This window comes from Pseudonocardia sp. DxW, assembly GCF_058448985.1.
Genome location: NZ_JBZFLK010000001.1, coordinates 145216 through 163821 on the forward strand (window position 1 = coordinate 145216; position 18606 = coordinate 163821).

The window sequence follows — 18606 nt, forward strand, 5'->3', positions numbered from 1 at the left end:
GTGAGCACAGGGTCCATCGACTACAGCGAGAAGATCCCGAACAACGTCGACCTGGCCGGCGACCGCAAGCTGCAGCGCGCGCTCGAGTCCTGGCAGCCGAACTTCATCAACTGGTGGAAGACGATGGGCCCGGCCGTCCCGACCCAGGACGTCTACCTGCGCACCGCCGTCGACGTCGGCAAGGAGGGCTGGGCGCAGTTCGGCCACGTCGCGATGGAGGAGTACCGCTGGGGCGTGTTCCTGGCCGAGCGGGGCGACGACCGCCGGATCGCGTTCGGCGAGAACCGCGGCGAGCCGGTCTGGCAGCAGGTCCCCGGCGAGTACCGGGCCGACCTGCAGCGCCTGATCGTCATCCAGGGCGACACCGAGCCCGCCTCGGTCGAGCAGCAGCGCCGGCTCGGCGAGACCGCGCCGTCGCTCTACGACCTGCGCAACCTGTTCCAGGTCAACGTCGAGGAGGGCAGGCACCTCTGGGCGATGGTCTACCTGCTGCACGCCTACTTCGGCCGCAACGGCCGCGAGGAGGCCGAGGCGCTGCTGCAGCGCAACTCCGGCGATCTCGACTCGCCGCGGATCCTCGGCGCGTTCAACGAGGAGACGCCGGACTGGCTGTCGTTCTACATGTTCACCTACTTCACCGACCGGGACGGCAAGTACCAGCTCGGCACGCTGAAGGAGTCCGCCTTCGATCCGCTGTCGCGGACGTGTGAGTTCATGCTCAAGGAGGAGGCCCACCACATGTTCGTGGGCACCACCGGCATCGACCGCGTCGTCCAGCGGACCTGCGAGCTGATGCGCGAGCACGACACCGCCGACATCGCCCCGCACGGCGGCGTCCCGCTGGACGTGATCCAGAAGTACGTCAACTTCCACTACTCGGTGTCGCTGGACCTGTTCGGCTCCGAGCAGTCCACGAACGCCGCGAACTACTTCACCGCCGGGCTCAAGGGCCGCTGGCAGGAGGAGCGCCGCCGCGACGACCACGTCCTCACCGAGGACGGCTACGGCATGGAGCAGGTCCGCGACGGCGGGATCGTCACCGACGAGGTGCCTGCCCTGCTGGCGCTGAACCTGGACCTGCGCAACGAGTACGTGAAGGACTGCCAGTCCGGGATCAAGCGCTGGAACAAGATTCTCGAGAAGAACGGGTTCGACGACCGGGTCCACCTGCCGCACGTCGGGTTCAACCGGGAGGTCGGGCTGTTCTCCGGGCACCACGTGACGCCGAAGGGCGACGTCGTCGGCGCGGACGCCTGGGCGGCCCGCAAGGACGACTGGCTGCCCTCGGACGCGGACCGCACGCACGTGCAGAACCTGATGCGGCCGGTCTACGAGCCGGGCAAGATCGCCGGCTGGATCGCGCCGCCGTCGAACGGGATCAACGGCAAGCCCTTCGAGTACGAGTACGTGCACTTCGCCTGAGCGGGCATGCTGGGGCCCGTGACCGAGAGTCCCCGGACCCTGCAGACCTCGCTCCCGGAGGCCGTCGGCCCGCGCCTGCGCGCGTTGCGCACCGGCGCGGGCCGCTCCCTGACCTCGGTGGCCCGGGAGATCGGGATCTCGGCGAGCGCGCTGTCCCAGATCGAGGTCGGCACCCGGCAGCCGTCGGTCAAGCGGTTGATCGACATCGTCGGCGCGCTCGGGGTGCCGGTGTCGGCGGCACTCGACGACGCCGTGTTCACCCGCCGCCCGTCCTGCTCGGACGACGCCGGGGGCGCCGAGACCTCGCAGCCGCTGCCGGGCGTGCAGGTCGCCCTCCCCTCGGCGGACGCACAGCTCGGCGACGGCGTGACCTACCGCAGGCTCACCCCGGTCGCGCTGCCCGGGCTGGACCTGTTCGAGTCGACCTACCCGCCCGGCTCGTCGTCCGCGCCGGACGGCGAGATGCTCACCCACCACGGCCACGACACCGGCTGCATCGTCCGCGGCCGGCTCACCTTCCGGTTCCCCGACGGCGCCGTCGAGGTCCCGGCCGGCGGCACCATCTCGTTCCCGGCCGGGCGGCCGCACCGGGTGGAGAACGGCACCGGCGAGGTCGCGGTGGCCATCTGGGCCACGGTCGACCTCCGAGAGGGTTAACCCGGCGGCAACCACACCAGGCGTTTTAAGCCATAGCTTCACGGTTGTCCGAAACACCCGGCCCGGGAGCCCCCATGACGGACGCCGTCCTGAACACGCACTCCGATGTCGGCAGCGACCCGCATCCGACCCTGCACAACGACGACCTGGCACCGCTGCCCGCCGCGCAACGGCGCTGGGGCCCGTTCCCGATCTTCAACGTGTGGACGAACGACGTGCAGAGCCTGGCCGGCTACACGCTGGCCGCCAGCCTGTTCATCACCGCGGGGATCAACGGCTGGTGGGTGTTCGCCGCCATCGTGCTGTCCGGCGCGTTCGTGAACCTCCTGGTCAACCTGTCGGGCACGCCGAGCGTCCGGTACGGGATCCCGTACGCGGTGATGGCGCGGGCGAGCATGGGTGTGCGCGGTGCGCGGTTCCCCGCGCTGGTCCGGGGCGTCGTCGGGATCTTCTGGTACGGCGCGCAGACCTACTTCGCCTCGACCGCGGTCGCGCTGGCGATCAACGCGTTCGTGGCCGATCCGGGGCGGGCCACGTTCCTCGGCATGGACTGGGTGGACTGGCTGTCCTACACGTTCGTCGCCGTGCTGCAGATCGCGCTGTTCTCCCGCGGCATCGTGTGGATCGAGCGCTTCCTGAACTTCGCCGGCCCGGCCGTCTACGTCGTGATGATCGCGCTGCTCGCGGTCATCTGGGTGCAGGCGGGCGACCAGCTGCTCCCGGCCGTCGGCGCGATCTTCGACAACACCGAGGTGCAGGGCTGGGCCGCGGTCGGCGCGTTCGTCGGGGTGATGGGCACGATGATCGCCTACTTCTCGGCGGTCGTCGTGAACTACGGCGACTTCGCCCGGTTCGCCCGCGACGAGCGGTCGATGCGGATCGGGAACTTCACCGGGCTGCCGGTGAGCCTGGCCCTGTTCACCTTCCTCAGCCTGTTCATCACCGCGGGCGCCTTCATCGTGCTGCAGAACGGGCAGGGCGAGCCGCTGACCAACCCGGCCGACATCGTCGGGCTGGTCGGCAACCCGGTGCTGACGATCATCGCCGCGGTCACCTTCGTGGTCGCCACGATCGGCATCAACCTGGTCGCGAACTTCATCCCGCCCGCCTACGACCTGGCGAACCTGGCGCCCAGCCGGATCAGCTTCCGCACCGGCGGGCTGCTCACCGCGGCGGCCGGCTTCGTGATCGGCGGGCTGTGGGTGGCGATGATCGACGAGATCGGACTGCCGACGTTCGTCGACACCCTGGGCGCGCTGCTCGCGCCGCTCTACGGCGTGCTGATCGCCGACTACTACGTCATTCAGCGCCGCTCGGTGCGCGTCGCCGAGCTGTTCACGATGGACCCGGACGCCCGCTACCACTACCGCCACGGCTGGAACATCAGGGCGCTCGTCGCGATCGGCCTGGCCGGGACGTTCTCGCTCGCCGCGGTGTGGGTCCCGGCGCTCGCCGAGCTCAGCGGGATCGCCTGGGTGATCGGGGCCGCGCTGGGCGGGGCGCTGTACACGGCGCTGCTGTGGCACTACCGGACCGCGGCGCCGGCCGGGGAGACGAGCGGCTGACCGGAACCGGCGCTCAACACCATCGGGCCTGTGCCCGAATCGCGCGACCCGTCAGACACGGAATCCGGGCTCAGCGCCCGAGGAGTACCTCGTGCAGGTGGTCGTCGAGATCGGCCACGAACGGCTCGGTCCGCCACGGCCGGAGGTCCCGGCGGACCGAGCGGACCCTCCGCATCGGAACGCGGCCGCCCGTGGCGCCGATGAGGTCGACGCTCTCGTGCAGCAGCTCGACACAGTCGCGGGCCTCGCCGCGCAGCAGCCTGGTGCGGGCGAGGTCCGCCCCGACGATGGCCCGCTGGATCCGGTCCCGCGACGCGTCGAGCGCCGCCCGGGCCCGACCGAGGCCCTGCTCGGCCCGGGGCAGGTCCCCGGTGTGCAGGGCGCAGAGGCCGTCGAAGCCGTCGAGGCGGGCCTCGGTGAAGCCGGACCGGTCGTCCGCGGAGAGCTGCTCGATGCACCGTCGGGCCCGGTCGAGCGCGACGGCCGCCTCGGCCGCCGTTCCGCAACCACTCCGGACCTCGGCGTACACGGCATGCGCACGAGCCCGGACGATGCTGCGCGACCCGTGGTGGGAGTCCGCCACGGCGGCCCTGGCGATCCCGTCCGCGGCCCGCGGTCCGCCGAACGCGTGCATCACCATCATCGCGCGGCTGGTCCGGATCGCCCCGCGCAGGCTGCGGTCGCCGAGCCGACCGGCCAGCGCGACTGCCTCGTCGTGGGCAGCCCGGGAGGCGGCGTCGTCGCCGGTCTCGAAGGCCAGTCTGGCGGCGAGTGCGCACACTCCGGCGGTCATCGCGATCACCTCGTCCTGCGGACCGGTCCGCAGCGCGCGACGCGAGGACTCCAGGACCGGGGCGAGCTGCAGCTGCAATCGGACGAACGGGACCGTTCCGATCCCCTCGTCGATCTGGGCGAGCGCCTGCCCCAGCGACCACAGCACCGCCGGATCGGTACCGGCTGCTGAGGCAGTCACGGGCCGGTCGACGAGCACACCGGCTGCCACCTGCCCGGCAACCAGGTCGACGAGCTCCGCGACCCGGGCGGCAGGAACCCCGACCTCCCGGAGGACGTCGACGATCTCGGCGAAGTCCGATCCCGGGCCGAGATCGGGCGCGCCGTCCGGCCCGCGGGCGTACAGGTGCAGCAACAACACCCGGTACCGCTGCCCCGGCGTCGTGCCGTCCGTTCGTCGCTTCCACCGGGCGATGGTGCGCCGCACGCCGGCGATCGACCCGCCGGACGGCGGCGGCACACCCACCTCGGTGGCGGTGTCCCGCAGCCCTCTGGCGAGATCCGCCCAGGACCACCCGCGTCGCTCACGCAGCCGTCGCAGCCTCCGCGCCGGACCGTCACCCGGACTCACACCGGCACCACCAGGTGGGGCAGCCCGAGACGGGCGGCGTGGCCGAGCGTGTACCGGGTCCCGCTCGACGGATCGTCGCCCCGGGGGAAACCGATCACCAGATCGCTGCGGTCCACCATCCACCGGTTCCGGGCGTGGAAGGCACCGGTGCCCGGTCGTCGGGCTCCCAGCTCGACGACGCCGGCGAGCCTGCCCCGCCGTTGCCACCGCCGGACGGCCGTGGCCGCCACCTCGGGCTGGTCGGCGACCGTGCACGGGACGACGACGATCAGCGCAGCACCGGTGTGGGCTGCCAGCCAGTCCAGGGCTGCGGTGTCGATGCCCGCCGCGCCGCCCAGGTGCACGGTGCTCGACGACGTCGTGAAGGGCAGCAGGTAGGCCGCGAAGACCGCCCCGAGACCGGCGTCCGGTTCAGAGGTGACCTCGCGGGTCCCGGTCACCGTGATCGCTCGGGACACGCCGCTTCCTCCGCATGTCATCACTTGTCATCTGTCCTCATCGGCCGCGACCACGGTCCCATGGACGGCGAGCCGGCGTGGCCGGACGACCGAGGAACTGGAGACCAGCGTGCTGGTGCGGAGCCGGTGCCGGGAATGCGGAAGACCGATCGACCTCACGACGCCGGGAGCAGGGCTGTGGACCTGCCGGCGTCGTCGTTGCCCGGCGAACCGACCACGATGGAGGCTACGTCTCCCAGGCAGTGCGCGGTGGCGCCCGACGGCCACCGGGTGAGCGGTTCGCCGGGATCGAGGCACCGCCCACCGGGGCGTGCTCCACGATCACGCCGCCTGCCGGGGCAGGCGCACCGGTCCGACGACGCCACCGGAGCGCCGGTTGCATCCACGATCGCCGAGACACCGACCGGGGAGCAGCGATGAGAACCGGACCGACGAGTTCCGATCCCACCCGGGACCGGCGCCAGGAACTCGTCCGCACTCTGGTCGAGGGTGGCTGGCTGCGGAGTGCGGCATGGCGCGAGGCGTTCGAGACGGTTCCGCGACACCTGTTCGTGCCACGGGCGTTCGCCTTCACCCCCGACCGCGGCGCTCACCGGGCCATCGGTGCCGACGATCCCCGGTGGCTCGATCTCGCCCATGCCGACGAGCCGATCACGACGCAGCTCGACTCCGACGGGACACGGTGGGGGCACACCCGAGCCCACGGACCGGTCACCGGGACCGTGACCTCGTCGAGCTCGCAGCCGAGCCTCATGGCCGGCATGCTCGAATCCCTGGACGTCGCCGGCGGTCAGCACGTCCTCGAACTCGGCACGGGCACCGGCTACAGCACGGCGCTGCTGTGCCACCGCCTGGGCGCGGGCCTGGTCACCAGTATCGAGTACGACGCCGTCGTCGCCGAGCACGCACTCCGCGTCCTTCACGACCACGGGCTCCGGCCCCACCTGGCCGTCGGCGACGGCACTCACGGGGTCCCGGACCGCGCACCGTTCGATCGGGTCATCGCGACCTACGGGGTGACCGCGGTCCCGTCGGAATGGGTCGCCCAGACGCGACCCGGCGGCATCATTGTCGCCAGCCTGAACGACGGCCTCGGAGCCGGGCTCATCGTGCGGCTGGTCGTCGACGACCACGGTCACGCGCACGGCCGTCTGACCGCCGACGATGCTCACTTCATGCCCACCCGGACCGAGGTGCCGCTCCCGGTCGACGTGCTGCTCCGAGCGGCCGCCACCAGCCCGGACGGGCACAGACGGAAGGTGCGCCGCACCGGGTCGGTCCCCGATCCCGCCCCCGGCTGGGCCGTACTCGCCGGACGGCGCCATCCCGGAATCACCCGCGTCACGCTGCACCGGGACAGCGGAACGGTGCAATGGCTCCTGCACTCCGACGGGTCGTGGGCCTACCGCGATCCCGCCACCGAGCAGGTCGAGCAGGCGGGACCCCAGCACCTGTGGGATCTGATCGAGGACGCACACGACGAGTGGGTCGCGGCCGGCTCCCCGCACCGGACCCGCCTCGGGATCTCGGTCACCCCCGACCGTCACCGGGTGTGGCTCGACGACCCCGGCGGCCCCCACACCTGGCACCGATCGGCGATCTGACCCGGGACGGCGCCGGCCGGGCGGGCGCACGGCTCACCGGGTGAGCGGTTCGCCGGGATCGAGGGCATCGACCCCCGGGCCGGCCCGCGGCCGCAGCAACGCCAACCCGGCCCCGGTCACCGTCGTCGTCACCATCCCCGGGAGCGTGCCGAGGCCCGGCAGCAGGAGCGCGACGGCCACCGCCTGCCCGGCCGCGGCGCCGCCGACCGTCCACCGGCACACCCGCAGGGACGCCGTCCGGCCCACCGACGCGAGCAGCGCGTGCACCACGATCACCCCGCCCGCCAACGAGGTCACCGCACCGGCCGGGACGCCCGCGACCACCCCGGCCAGCACCGTCACGAATCCGGCGGTGGCGGGTGGATCCCACCGGGGCTCCGGGCCGGCGCCGCCCGGGCCGAACCGGATCCGGGCCTGTCCCATCCGGTCGGGCGAGTAGCGCCAGCGGGCCCACGGCGAGTCCGGTCGCGCGACCCGGGCGATCCCGGCGATCCCGATCACCGACACCACCGACAGCGGGGCGAGCAGCGCCAGCCACGGGTTTGCCCTTGAGCCGGTGCACGGTGCCGACCGTGGTCACCACGGTGAGCAGCAACCCGAGCGGCACCAGGACGTCCGCCACGGGATCGAGCCCGCCCACCGGCATCGTCCCAGCATGCGGCGCCCGTCCCGGCCCCGCGCGCCGAGATGCGGCTCAGCGCGGTCGTTGCTCGTCCCAGCGCCCCGTGAGCTGCATCTCGGTGCGCTGGGCCGGGCCGGGGCGGGCCAGGCCGGAGCAGGGCGGGCCGGGCCAGGCCGGGCCGGGCCGGAGCAAGGCGGGCCGGGCCAGGCCGGAGCGGGCCCGGGGCGATCAACTCCCGGGCGGTGCGGCGGGCGCGACCGGGTCCGGCGGCGGCACCGCGGGGCACTGCAGGTCGGACCCGTCGCCGCCGGTCCGCTCCGGCAGAGCGCCGGTGGCGAGGTAGGCGGCGACCGCGTCGTCGACACAGGACACCCCGGACAGCGACGCCGAGTGCGTGTGCCCGCCGAGCCCCTCGACCAGCGACGATCCGGGGAACGTCCGGCGGGCCTGCAGCGCGCCCTCGTAGGGGGTGGCGCCGTCGTAGGTCTCGGAGATCAGCAGCGGCCCCTCGGCGAGGGTGCCGCGCACCTCCGGCGCCGGGCCCGGCGGCACCGGCCAGTCCAGGCAGGGCGCGTTGTACCAGGCGTTGCCCCAGGTCTCGAAGGGTGCGACGGCGTCGGTCTCGGTGTTGTCGGCCTTCCAGGTCGCCCAGTCCTGCGGGAACGGGGCGTCCGTGCACTGGGTGGCGAGGTAGACGGCGTAGTTGTTGTCGTCGGTCGGTGACCCGGCCTGGTCGTAGGCCTGTTTCAGGGTGGCGGCGTCGCCCCGGGTGCCGGCCACGAAGGCGTCGGCGACCCGGGTGTAGGCGCCGACGTTGTACCCGGCGCTGAGGAAGATGTCGGTCCACTCGGCCGGGCCGATCAGCCCGCCCGCCGGCTCGGCCCGCAGCCGGTCACCGATCTCGTAGTAGAGCGCCTCGACCTCGTCGCCGGAGTCGCCGAGGCCGTAGGTCGCGTCGTTCTTCGCGACCCAGTCGAAGAACACCCCGATGTTGCGCTCGAACGCGACGTTCTGGTTCTGGTTCGCCTGGTACCACCAGGCCCGCGGATCGACGACGCCGTCGAGCACCATCCGGCGGACCCGGTCGGGGAACGTCGTGGCGTAGACCTGGCCGAGCATCGTGCCGTAGGAGAAGCCGTAGAAGTTGATCTGCTCGGCGCCGAGCGCGGCGCGCAGCAGATCCATGTCGCGCACGGTGTCCTCGGTGCGCAGGTTCTCCAGCAGCGCGCCGCCGCGCTCGGCGCAGGCCCGGGCGTACGCCTGCGTCCGGGGCAGCCAGGCGGCCTCGGCGCCGTGCTCCGGGCGGTGGTCGGGCCGGCCGTAGCCGCCGTAGCCGGGATCGCAGCTCAGCGCCGGCCTGCTGGTGCCGACGCCCCGCGGGTCGAAACCGATCCAGTCGTAGGCGGCACCGGCGTTGCCCGGGACGGCGCCGCCGAGCCGGCTCAGCCCGAGGCCGGGCCCGCCGGGGCCGCCCGGGTTGACCAGCATGACGCCCTGGTACTGCGCGTCCGGCACCGTGTGGCGCACCCGGGACACCGCGATCTCGATCTGCTCGCCGCCGGGATCGGCGTGGTCCAGCGGCACCGGCAGGAACCCGCACTCGGCCCCGGCCTGCTGCAGCGGCGGCGACGGGCACGGCCCCCACGAGATCTGCCCGGCGGGCGGGGCGGGCGGGGCGGGCGGGGCGGGCACAGCAGGCGCGGCGGGCACAGCAGGCGCGGCGGGCACAGCAGGCGCGGCGGGCGCGGCGGTCCGTCCCGGCACCCCGGCGCCGGTCAGGACCGCGCAGGCGAGCACCGTCGTGACGAGCCTGCTGACGGTCGTCCTGCGCACGTGTGGCCCCCGCTCCCGGGCTCGCGCCCGCCCCCGACGTCGGGCCGCGACGTTGCCACCCGCAACCACGTGTCCACAACGGTCACGCCGCAGAGGGACGCGATCGGCGTAACGGACTCGGACGAACGGCCCCAGAATGGGCGACGCGTGCACGCCGCGCGGAGCGGCTCCCCCGGTCGGGTACCGGGCGGCGAACGGCTCCGCGGCGGTCCTTGACCGCGCCGCACGGGCGCCGCGAGGATCCGGGCGTGGACCTGCTGCCCGGCGTGCGTACGCGCGAGGTACCGACCGACCGGCTCCGGATCCACCTGCTGGAGGCGGGCCCGTCCGACGGGACCCCGCTGGTCCTGGTGCACGGCAACCTCTCGACCGGCCGGTTCTACGAGCACGTGATGCCGGCGCTCGCCGGGGACGGGTTCCGGGTGCTCGCGCCGGACATGCGCTCGTTCGGCCGCAGCGAGCCCGCCCCGCTGGACGCCACCCGCGGGCTCGACGACTGGGCCGACGACGTCGCCGCCCTGCTGCGCACCCTCGGCGTCGACGCGCCCCCGCACCTGGTGGGCTGGTCCACCGGCGGCGGCGCGATCGCCCGGTTCGCGCTGACCCGGCCGGCGGCGTCGCTGACGCTGGTCGACCCGGTCGGGCCGTACGGCTACGGCGGCGTCCGCGACGACGGCACCCCGGTGCACCCCGACGGTGCCGGTTCCGGCGCGGCCGGCGCGAACCCCGAGTTCGTACGACGGCTGCGCGAGCGCGACGCCTCGGCCGACAGCCCGTTCTCGATCCGGAACGTGATGCGCCGGACGTACTGGTCGCCGTCGTTCCGGCTGTCCCCGGAGCGGGAGGACCTGCTGGTCGAGGAGATCCTGCTGACCACCATCGGCGACGGCGGCTACCCGGGTTCGGCGGCGTCGTCGCCGCACTGGCCCGGTTTCGCCCCCGGCGGCTCCGGGGTGCTCAACGCGCTGTCGCCCAAGCACCTGCGCTGGGACGGGATCGTCGGCCTCGACCCGAAACCGCCGGTGCTGTGGACGCACGGGAGCGACGACCTGATCGTCGCCGACGGCTCGATGCTCGAGGCGGGCACCCTCGGGCGGGCCGGGCTGATCCCCGGCTGGCCGGGCGCCGAGGAGTTCCCGCCGCAGCAGATGGTCACCCAGATCCGGACCGTGCTGGAGCGCTACGCCGACGCGGGCGGCAGCGTCCGGACCGAGTGGTTCGACGGGTCCGGGCACGGGCCGCTGTTCGACGCCGAGGCCCGCTGGACCCGGGTGCTGCGCGACTTCCTCGCCGGGGTGCGCTGATGGCCCGGCTGCGCTGCGACGTCGTCGCCGACTCGCTCGGGCTGGCCACCTCGATCACCGTGCTGCTCCCGCAGCCGTCCCGCACCCGGATCGGCGCCGGCGTGCGCGACCTGGACGCGCGGCCGCCGGTGCTCTACCTGCTGCACGGGCTGTCCGACGACGACACCGCCTGGACCCGCTACACCGCGATCGAGCGGTACGCCGACGAGCTGGGGCTGGCCGTCGTCATGCCGCAGGTGCACCGCAGCTTCTACCTCGACCAGGCGTACGGCGGCCGGTACCGGACCTGGGTGTGCACGGAGCTGCCGGAGCTCGTCGCCCGGTTCTTCCGGGTGTCCGGTGATCCGGCACGGACGTTCGTCGCCGGGCTGTCGATGGGCGGCTACGGCGCGATCGGCTGGGCGCTGCGCGAGCCGGGCCGGTTCGGGGCGGCGGCGTCGCTGTCCGGGGCGCTGGACGTCGCGGAGCTGGTGCGGTCCCCGCCGCGCGAGGAGGACCCGCGGATCTGGGAGCGGATCCTCGGCGGCGAGGAGGTGACCGGCACCGACGCCGACCTGTTCGCGCTCCTCGGGCGGGCGGACCCGGCCGCGGTGCCGCCGCTGTTCGTCTGCGCGGGCACCGGGGACCCGCTGCACGACCAGTCCGTCCGGTTCACTGCGGCCGCCCGCGCCGCCGGGCTCGACGTGACCGGCCACGACGGGCCGGGTGAGCACGACTGGGCCTACTGGGACGCCCGGATCCGGGACGTCCTGGACTGGCTGCCGATCCCCCGCTGAGCGGTCACCCGGCCGGTCAGGGCAGCTCGCGGACCAGCCGGACCGTCTCCCCCGCCGCGTCGTGAAGGAGCAGGTCGCCGTCGTCGGTCCCGGCCCGGACCGCCTCGTCGATCCAGAACGCGACCGGGACGTTCTCGCAGCCGATCAGGGTGCTCATGCCCGCGGTGCCGGTGAAGGTGCCGTCGTCGTCGAGCGCCCAGGTGCCGCTCTGGCCGTTGCAGCCGTCGGAGCCGGTCCAGCTCCCGTCCGCGGCGAACTCGGCGAACGCGCGGCCCTGCGCGGTGCCGTCGGCCGGGTACCAGTGGCCGCCGGTGAGGTCCCCGGCGACGGCCGGGCGCGGTCCGTCGCCGGCCGGGCCGCCCGCGCCCGCGGGCGGGTCCGCGCAGCCGGCCAGCGCGAGCGCGGCGACCAGCGCGGATCCCAGCAGTGTCCGGTTCAGCACACCCCACACCTACCGTCCGCGGCGTCCGCTGTCGACCGGCCCGCCGGGATCAGTCGTCCCGGTGCGCGGCGCCGATCTCGAAGGCGGGCAGGCAGACCGCGACGTACTCGGCGCCCTCGGGGCCGGGCGAGCTGTAGCGCACCCACTCCCCCGGCGCGGTGTGCACGGCGCTGCCGGCGGGGACGGTCAGCTCGCCGCCGGAGTGCTCGACGCGCAGCTCCCCGCGCAGGACGAGGGTGTACTCGTCGAACTCGGGGGTCTGGCCGGGCTCGGCCCAGCCGGACGGGCTGCGCATGTGCGCGACCGACAGCGCGTCGGTGCCGGTGTTCACCCGGCCGACGTACTCGTCGATGGTCTTCGGCGGGGTCCCGGCGGCGGTGACCCGGCTCGCGGTCTCGATCAGTCGTGGCACGCCGACCATCCTGCCCCCGCCCGGTTCAGGAGGGCGGCCGGGGCGCCGGCAGCCGCGGGCCGGGTGCGCCGCCGACCGGCGAGGACGGGAACGGCCCGCCGTGCGCCGACAGGTCGGGCCGCAGCAGCCGGGCCCGCGGGAAGATCAGCACCGTCTGGTCGGCCTCCGGCCGGAGCGGATGGCGGTAGTGCGTGCGCACCCAGCTGCGGTTCCGCCAGTGCCCGTCCACCCTGACCACGGCCCACCTCCCGGTTCCCCCGACGAGGGAACCACGAACCCCCGACAACGGCGACGGTTGCGGCCCGGTGACCACGCGCGGCGCCGGTCCGGTCCCCGTCCGGCCACGCCCGGCGGCCCGGTTCCCGGCGCCGGTCCCGGTCCGGCGGCCCGGCGGCCGGGCCCGCCCGCGTTCACGCGATCCGCCGGCCCGCGGTGCGCCCCGGCGTGAGCCACACCGTCGCCGGGTCGACCGCGGCCGGGCGGCCGGCCGGGTCCCCCGGTGCCGGCGGGTCCGCCGGGGCGTCGGTGAGCAGCCGGTGCATGTCGCGGAACAGCCCGTCGGCGGCGACCAGCTCGGCGTGCGTGCCGGACTGCACGATCCGGCCCCGGTCCAGCACGTGGATCCGGTCGGCGGACTGCAGCGTGGACAGCCGGTGCGCGACGACGATCACCGTGCGGCCCGCCGTCAGCCGTTCCAGACCGGCCATCACCAGCGACTCCGACACCGCGTCCAGTCCGGACGTCGGCTCATCGAGCAGCACGACCGGGGTGTCCCGGACGAGCGCGCGGGCGATCGCGATCCGCTGCCGCTGCCCGCCGGACAGCGTGGACCCGCGTTCGGTGAGCACGGTGTCCCAGCCGTCCGGGAGTCGCTCGACGAACTCGTCGACGTGCGCGGCCCGGGCGGCCGCGACCAGCTGCGCGCGGGACGCCGACGGTGCGCCGTAGCCGATGTTGTCCAGGATGGTGCCGGCCATCAGCACCGGTTCCTGCGGGACGACCGACACCTGGTCGCGCAGCGAGCGGACGGTGACGGCGCGGACGTCGTGCCCGTCGAGCAGGACCGCGCCGGACTGGACGTCGTGCAGCCGCAGCAGCAGCCCGCCGATCGTCGACTTCCCGGCGCCGGTCGGTCCGGCGAGCGCGACCGTCTCGCCGGGCCGGGCGACGATCGAGACGCCGTCCAGCACCGGTCGTGCCGGGTCGTAGCCGAACCGGACGTCGCGCAGCTCGACGTGCCCGCGCAGCGGGGGCAGCGGCCGGGCGCCGGGCGCGTCGACGATCTCGGGTGCGGTGTCGAGCACCTCGCACACCCGGTCCGCCGACGCCTGCCCCTTGCTGATCGTCGTCTGCAGCTTCGCGAGCTGGCGCACGGGCTGGTAGAGCCGCTCGTTGTAGGTGAGGAACACCAGCAGCACACCGAGGTCCATCGACCCGTCCAGCACCCGCAGCGAGCCGGCGAGCAGCACCACCGCGCGTCCGGCGTGCACCAGCACCTCGACGACGGCGGGCAACCGGGCGGCGTGGTCGACCCTGGCCAGACCGGCCACCATCCGCTCCCGGCCGTACCCGCGGAACCGCGCCTGTGAGCGGTCCTCGCCGGCGAACGTCTTGACCAGCCGGATCGCGCCGAGCGACTCGGCGGCGTGCGCCGCGACCCGGCCCTCGGCGGCGCGGGCGACGGCCGCCCAGGACTTGATGATCTTCCGGTAGTGCACCAGGACGACGTAGAGCGTCGGCCCCACCGCGAGCGACAGCAGCGCGAACGCCGGATCGACGACCAGGGTCACCGCGACGATCCCGACCAGCAGCGTCGCGTTCGGCAGCAGCACCGACAGCACCGCGACGAGCAGCGTCTGCACGGTGGAGGTGTCCGCGGTCAGCCGGTTGCCGAGATCCCCGATCCGCTGGCCCTCGTGGTAGCGCAGGCCGAGCGCGTGCAGGTGCGCGAACAGCCGCTGCCGCAGGTCGGCCAGCATCCGCTCGCCGACCCCGGCCAGCACCCGCTCGGCGCCGTAGGTCGCGGCCGCCCCGGCCGCGGCGGCCAGGCACAGCGCGAGCGCGCACGCCCACACCAGCCCGGGACCGGTGCCGACCACCCGGGTGAGCGGTTCGAGCAGGTCGGGGACCCCGGCGCCGCCGAGCACCGAGTCCACGACGACGGCCAGCGGCCACGGCAGCAGCAGCGCCAGCCCGGCCGCGACGACGGTCAGCGCGCCGCCACCGGCCAGTCGCATCCGGTGCCCGGCGAGCAGGGCACGGAACCGCCACAGCGTCGCGATCATCAGGCCACCCGCCCCGACCGGCCGGCGTGCTCGCGGGCGACGCCGTCCAGCACGACCCGGTCACGCTCCCGGGAGGTCCACCGCTGCGCGTCGGCCAGCGGCACCCAGCGGACACCGTCCACCTCGGACGGATCGGGACAGCCGGCACCGGCGAGCGGCGTCATCAGCCAGTAGCGGACCTGCTTGGCCCGGCGGTTGCGGTCCCGGTACCGGACGCCGGTCACCTCGGCGCCGGCCCGGCAGCGCAGCCCGGTCTCCTCCCGGACCTCGCGCAGCGCGGCCTCCAGATCGGACTCACCGGGTGCGACGGCGCCCTTGGGCAGCGACCAGTCGCCGTGCCGGACCCGGTGCACGAGCAGCACCTCGGGGCCGTCCGGGCCGGGCCGCAGCAGCACCCCGCCCGCGGCGCGCTTGGCCGGGCCGTCGACGTCGACCGGCAGGAGATCGCGCAGCCCGCCCAGGTCGGCGAGCGCGGTGCGCAGGCCGGGCCCGGTGGTGGCGATCCGGGTGAGCGCGTCGTGGGCCGGGCCGGGTGGGAGCCGGTCGGCCAGCTCGGCCGCGATCTCGGCGTCGTGGGCGGCGGTGGCGCGGTCGAGCAGCGCAGCCGCGGCGGCGTCGACGGTGGGGAGGCCGGGGCTGCCGGCGGCGCCCGGGGTGGCCGGGGTCGCCGGAGTCGCCGGACCGGCCGGAGTCGCCGGAGCGACCGGAGTCGCCGGAGCGACCGGAGTCGCCGGAGCGACCGGGGTCGCCGGGGTGGCCGGGGTGCCGGTCGGGCTGCCGGCGGCGCCCGGGGCGGCCGGGGTGCCGGTTGCGCTCGGGTCGGCCCGGTCGAGCCCGCCCGCGGTCGCCAGCGCCAGCACGATCCGCAGCTCGGCGGCCCGCCGCAGCACGTCCGCGGTGGCCCCCGGATCGGTGCGCACCAGCTTCCGGAACCGGCGGTGCAGCAGCGGCGGCAGCAGCACCGACGCCGGGAGCTCCGGGTCACCGAGCGGCGCGTCGCCGCGCAGCGGGACACGGCCGGTGGCGAGCGCGTCCAGCTCGCGGCGCAGCTCGGTGTCGAGCACCGGGAGCGGGGCCCGCCGGCGGGCCCGCGCCAGCTGAGCGCGCAGCACCGTGGCCTCCGGGTCGGTGGGCGCGCCGTCGAGCAGGGCGATCCGATGGTCCAGATCGTGCCGGGCGGCGAGCGCCCGGGCCGGTGCGTCGGTCGCCGCCCGGGCCCGGACCGCGCGGGCACGGTCCAGCAGGGGCCGCAGCGACCGGAGCTCGGTGCGCAGCGTGCCGAGCGCGTCGAGGGCCGCCGCGACCGGGGCTGGATCACCCCCGCCCGGTTCGGCGAGCGCCCGCAGCCAGCAGGCCGCGGCGGCGGCGCTGCCGGCCAGCCGGGCCCGGGCCAGGGCGCCGGTTCCCGGCGGCACCGGACGGGCCGCCCGGACGGGTGGGCTGCTGGGCGGCGCGGTGTCCGCGATCGGGTTCTGCACGCCGGTAACCGTGGGTGAACGGCCCGTAGGAGCACGCTGCGCGAAGGTTAAGGCGGGGTAATCCGGCCACACAGGACCGAGCGCGAAGGCTTACCCCTCGGTCGCCGCAGCCCGGCCTGCTCCCCGCACCCGTTCCAACGGGTGCGGGGACGACGCCGGGGTGCGGCGAGAAGCGCCCGGTGCGGGGCCCGGTGCTGAGTGCCCGGATGCGCTGCCCGGATGCGCTGCCCGGATGCGGGGCCCGGCGCCGCATGCCCCGATGCGGGTGCCCGGCGCGAGGTGCCCGGCGCGGGGCGGCCGGCGCGGGGCGGCCGGCACAGTGCCCGGGGCCCGGCGCAGAGCACCGGGTGCAGGTGCCCGGCGCGGGATGCCGAGCGTCCGGTTCCGAACGCCCGATGCCGAGCGCCCTGTGAGCAGAGCAGCGGCCCCGCACCCCGGCGGCGAGCGCGCACCCCGCCTCGCGCCGTCCCGCACCCCCCAGCCCGCTCCCGTACCCGCTGGAACGGGTGCGGCGACGACACCGGGGTGCGCGGGGGCACCGGGGTGCGCGGGGCACCGGGGTGCGCGGGGGCACCGGGGTGCGGGGCGCGGCTCGGCTCACCGGCCGATCCCGACCGCGGGCAGGATCGCCTGGTCGACGATCTCCGCCAGCCGTTCCCGGCCGGGCTCCTCCCCGGTGTCGAGGCCGTGCTTGAACACCAGCGCCTCGCCGATGTCCTCGACGACGGGGGTGAGGAGAGCAGGATCGAGCTGCCCGAGCCGCGCGTAGTGGTGCAGCACGGTCGCGGTGAACCGGCGGCCGGAGGCGCCGAAGACCTCGTGCAGACCGGCGGTGAGCTCGGGCACCCGGCGCCGGTCGGCGAGGATGGCCTGCACGGCCCGGGCGCTCGGGTGCCGCGACCACTCGAGCATCAGCTCCAGCGCGCGGATCAGGTCGCCGCGCAGGTCGTCGGCGGCCGGCGACGGCTGCTCCACCGGGTAGGCGGCACCGATGGCCTCCAGCAGGAGCGCCTCGGGGGTCGGCCAGCGGCGGTAGAGGGTGGTCTTGGCGGTCGCGGCCCGGCGGGCGACCCCCTCCATCGTCAGCCGGCCGAGCCCGACCTCGTCGACCTCGGCGAGGACCGACTCGTGGAGCGCCGCGACCAGCTGGTCGCCACGGCGTCGGGTACGTGCCGCCACTCGCCCTCCTTGTTAGATACGGATTCGTATCTTACTCTGCCTAGATACTGTTCCGTATCTTATCTGGAGTCATCGTGCCCGTCTCCCGGACACTCCGCGAGCGTGCGCTCGCACCCGATCTGGCCCGCGGGCTGATGCTGGCGCTGATCGCGCTGGCCCATGCCCAGCTGCTCACCGGCCGGGTGCTCGCACCGCTCCCGGGTGCGGCGCCGGTGGTGGACACGGTCGCCCAGGCCGCGCTCACCCTGCTCGTCGACAGCCGTGCGTATCCGATGTTCGCCGCGCTGTTCGGCTACGGCCTGGTCCAGATCCTGCGGAGCCGGGAGGAGCGGCTCGGCCCGGACGGGGCACGCCGGGTGCTGCGCCGGCGCGGCCGGTGGCTGGTGGCGTTCGGGATCGCACACACCGCGCTGCTGTTCACCGGTGACATCCTCGCCGCGTACGGACTGCTCGCCCTGGTGCTGGCCGGGATGCTGCGCGCACCCGGACCGCGCCTGCTGGTCCTGGCCGGGCTCGCCGGGATCGTCGGCGCATCGGTGTACGGGGCCGTACTCGCGGTGCCCGACCCGACCGGCGGCGCCGAGCTGCCGGCCGATCCGCTGTCGTCGGCACTGCTGCGGCTGACCGTGTTCCCGGTGCTGACCCCGCTGAACGCGCTGATGGCGGCCGCTCCGTTCCTGATCGGGATCTGGGCCGCCCGGCGCGGGCTGCTGGAGGACCCGGCGGCACATCGGGCCCTGCTCCGCCGGACCGCGACCGCCGGGATCGCGATCGCGGTGCTCGGCGCGCTGCCGCAGGCCGCCCGGACCACCGGGTACTGGGCACCCGACACCCTCGGCGCGGTCGCCGCGGGCGCCCTGCACACGCTCACCGGATACGCCGGCGGGCTCGGCTACGCCGCCGCGATCGGGCTGCTCGCCGCACATCTCGCCACCCGGCCGCGCACCGGCGTGACCGGGGCGCTCGTCGCCTGCGGCCGGCGTTCGATGAGCTGCTACCTCGCCCAGTCGGTGGCCTGGCTGCTGCTGTTCGAGCCGTACCTGCTCGACCTCGGCGGCTCGGTCGGCCCGGCCGGCGCGGCGGGGATCGGCCTGGGGGTCTGGGCGGTCACCGTCGGCGTCGCGGCGACCGCCGAGCGCGCCGGGCGGCCCGGCCCGGCGGAGGCGTTGCTGCGCAGGCTGGTCGAACCCACCCACTGAGCCGCTG

At 75.0% G+C, this 18606-nt stretch carries 17 protein-coding genes; 7 read left to right on the forward strand and 10 right to left on the reverse strand.

Annotation, left to right across the window (positions count from 1 at the left end):
* The 3 genes from boxB to ACVJO7_RS00690 all read left to right on the forward strand — a co-directional run bounded on the left by boxB (position 1) and on the right by ACVJO7_RS00690 (position 3644).
* The gene (boxB, locus tag ACVJO7_RS00680) at positions 1 to 1422 is read left to right on the forward strand and encodes a benzoyl-CoA 2,3-epoxidase subunit BoxB (RefSeq protein ID WP_344022698.1); all 1422 of its coding nucleotides are present in this window, start codon (positions 1 to 3) and stop codon (positions 1420 to 1422) included.
* Positions 1423 to 1440: 18 nt separating this feature from the next.
* Complete coding sequence (locus ACVJO7_RS00685) at positions 1441 to 2079, forward strand: helix-turn-helix domain-containing protein (protein ID WP_344022696.1); 639 nt, start codon at positions 1441 to 1443, stop codon at positions 2077 to 2079.
* Positions 2080 to 2153: 74 nt separating this feature from the next.
* Complete coding sequence (locus ACVJO7_RS00690; protein WP_491671265.1) at positions 2154 to 3644, forward strand: NCS1 family nucleobase:cation symporter-1; 1491 nt, start codon at positions 2154 to 2156, stop codon at positions 3642 to 3644.
* Between the two features lie 70 nt (positions 3645 to 3714).
* On the opposite strand, the gene ACVJO7_RS00695 is transcribed toward ACVJO7_RS00690, so the two are convergent.
* Together ACVJO7_RS00695 and ACVJO7_RS00700 are read right to left on the reverse strand one after the other, a co-directional pair.
* Positions 3715 to 5007: an NsdA family TPR-like regulatory protein gene (locus ACVJO7_RS00695; protein ID WP_491671266.1), complete on the reverse strand. Its 1293-nt coding sequence runs from the start codon at positions 5005 to 5007 to the stop codon at positions 3715 to 3717.
* Positions 5004 to 5465 (reverse strand): DNA-processing protein DprA, encoded by a 462-nt coding sequence (locus tag ACVJO7_RS00700; RefSeq protein ID WP_344022692.1) that lies wholly within the window; start codon positions 5463 to 5465, stop codon positions 5004 to 5006. Before ACVJO7_RS00700 ends, ACVJO7_RS00695 begins: the two co-directional genes overlap by 4 nt.
* A 416-nt stretch (positions 5466 to 5881) precedes the next feature.
* Here ACVJO7_RS00700 and tgmC point away from each other — a divergent pair, with 416 nt between their 5' ends.
* The gene (gene tgmC, locus ACVJO7_RS00705; protein WP_491671267.1) at positions 5882 to 7069 is read left to right on the forward strand and encodes an ATP-grasp peptide maturase system methyltransferase; all 1188 of its coding nucleotides are present in this window, start codon (positions 5882 to 5884) and stop codon (positions 7067 to 7069) included.
* A 33-nt stretch (positions 7070 to 7102) separates the two neighbouring features.
* On the opposite strand, the gene ACVJO7_RS00710 is transcribed toward tgmC, so the two are convergent.
* Positions 7103 to 7570: a hypothetical protein gene (locus ACVJO7_RS00710; protein ID WP_491671268.1), complete on the reverse strand. Its 468-nt coding sequence runs from the start codon at positions 7568 to 7570 to the stop codon at positions 7103 to 7105.
* Between the two features lie 349 nt (positions 7571 to 7919).
* Positions 7920 to 9524 (reverse strand): alpha/beta hydrolase, encoded by a 1605-nt coding sequence (locus tag ACVJO7_RS00715; protein ID WP_491671269.1) that lies wholly within the window; start codon positions 9522 to 9524, stop codon positions 7920 to 7922.
* A gap of 248 nt (positions 9525 to 9772) precedes the next feature.
* On the opposite strand from ACVJO7_RS00715, the gene ACVJO7_RS00720 reads away from it, so the two are divergent.
* A complete protein-coding gene (locus ACVJO7_RS00720; protein ID WP_491671270.1) occupies positions 9773 to 10828 on the forward strand; it encodes an alpha/beta hydrolase in 1056 nt (351 codons plus the stop codon).
* Positions 10828 to 11604 (forward strand): alpha/beta hydrolase, encoded by a 777-nt coding sequence (locus ACVJO7_RS00725; RefSeq protein ID WP_491671271.1) that lies wholly within the window; start codon positions 10828 to 10830, stop codon positions 11602 to 11604. The genes ACVJO7_RS00720 and ACVJO7_RS00725 overlap by 1 nt, the downstream gene beginning before the upstream one ends.
* A 16-nt stretch (positions 11605 to 11620) precedes the next feature.
* Here ACVJO7_RS00725 and ACVJO7_RS00730 read toward each other — a convergent pair whose 3' ends face one another.
* The 6 genes from ACVJO7_RS00730 to ACVJO7_RS00755 form a co-directional block, all read right to left on the reverse strand.
* Positions 11621 to 12046: an META domain-containing protein gene (locus ACVJO7_RS00730; protein WP_344022680.1), complete on the reverse strand. Its 426-nt coding sequence runs from the start codon at positions 12044 to 12046 to the stop codon at positions 11621 to 11623.
* A gap of 49 nt (positions 12047 to 12095) precedes the next feature.
* Positions 12096 to 12467 carry a cupin domain-containing protein gene (locus tag ACVJO7_RS00735; protein ID WP_491671272.1) on the reverse strand — a complete coding sequence of 124 codons (372 nt, stop codon included), beginning with the start codon at positions 12465 to 12467 and terminating at the stop codon, positions 12096 to 12098.
* A gap of 16 nt (positions 12468 to 12483) precedes the next feature.
* Positions 12484 to 12696 (reverse strand): hypothetical protein, encoded by a 213-nt coding sequence (locus tag ACVJO7_RS00740; RefSeq protein WP_344022676.1) that lies wholly within the window; start codon positions 12694 to 12696, stop codon positions 12484 to 12486.
* A 172-nt stretch (positions 12697 to 12868) separates the two neighbouring features.
* Positions 12869 to 14743, reverse strand: coding sequence for an ABC transporter ATP-binding protein (locus ACVJO7_RS00745; protein WP_491671273.1), 1875 nt, complete (start codon positions 14741 to 14743; stop codon positions 12869 to 12871).
* Positions 14743 to 16221 (reverse strand): NUDIX hydrolase, encoded by a 1479-nt coding sequence (locus ACVJO7_RS00750; RefSeq protein ID WP_491671274.1) that lies wholly within the window; start codon positions 16219 to 16221, stop codon positions 14743 to 14745. The genes ACVJO7_RS00745 and ACVJO7_RS00750 overlap by 1 nt, the downstream gene beginning before the upstream one ends.
* 597 nt (positions 16222 to 16818) lie before the next feature.
* A complete protein-coding gene (locus tag ACVJO7_RS00755) occupies positions 16819 to 17400 on the reverse strand; it encodes a TetR/AcrR family transcriptional regulator (protein WP_491671275.1) in 582 nt (193 codons plus the stop codon).
* A gap of 74 nt (positions 17401 to 17474) precedes the next feature.
* Here ACVJO7_RS00755 and ACVJO7_RS00760 point away from each other — a divergent pair, with 74 nt between their 5' ends.
* On the forward strand, positions 17475 to 18599 hold the full coding sequence (locus ACVJO7_RS00760; protein WP_491671276.1) for a DUF418 domain-containing protein: 1125 nt from the start codon (positions 17475 to 17477) through the stop codon (positions 18597 to 18599).
* Positions 18600 to 18606: the final 7 nt, after the last annotated feature.

Bases quoted from the DNA above. Each gene is read 5' to 3' on its own strand.
- ACVJO7_RS00690 (WP_491671265.1), top strand. From the start codon at position 2,154: ATGACGGACGCCGTCCTGAACACGCACTCCGATGTCGGCAGCGACCCG.
- tgmC (WP_491671267.1), top strand. From the start codon at position 5,882: ATGAGAACCGGACCGACGAGTTCCGATCCCACCCGGGACCGGCGCCAG.
- ACVJO7_RS00725 (WP_491671271.1), top strand. From the start codon at position 10,828: ATGGCCCGGCTGCGCTGCGACGTCGTCGCCGACTCGCTCGGGCTGGCC.
- ACVJO7_RS00735 (WP_491671272.1), bottom strand. From the start codon at position 12,467: ATGGTCGGCGTGCCACGACTGATCGAGACCGCGAGCCGGGTCACCGCC.
- ACVJO7_RS00745 (WP_491671273.1), bottom strand. From the start codon at position 14,743: ATGATCGCGACGCTGTGGCGGTTCCGTGCCCTGCTCGCCGGGCACCGG.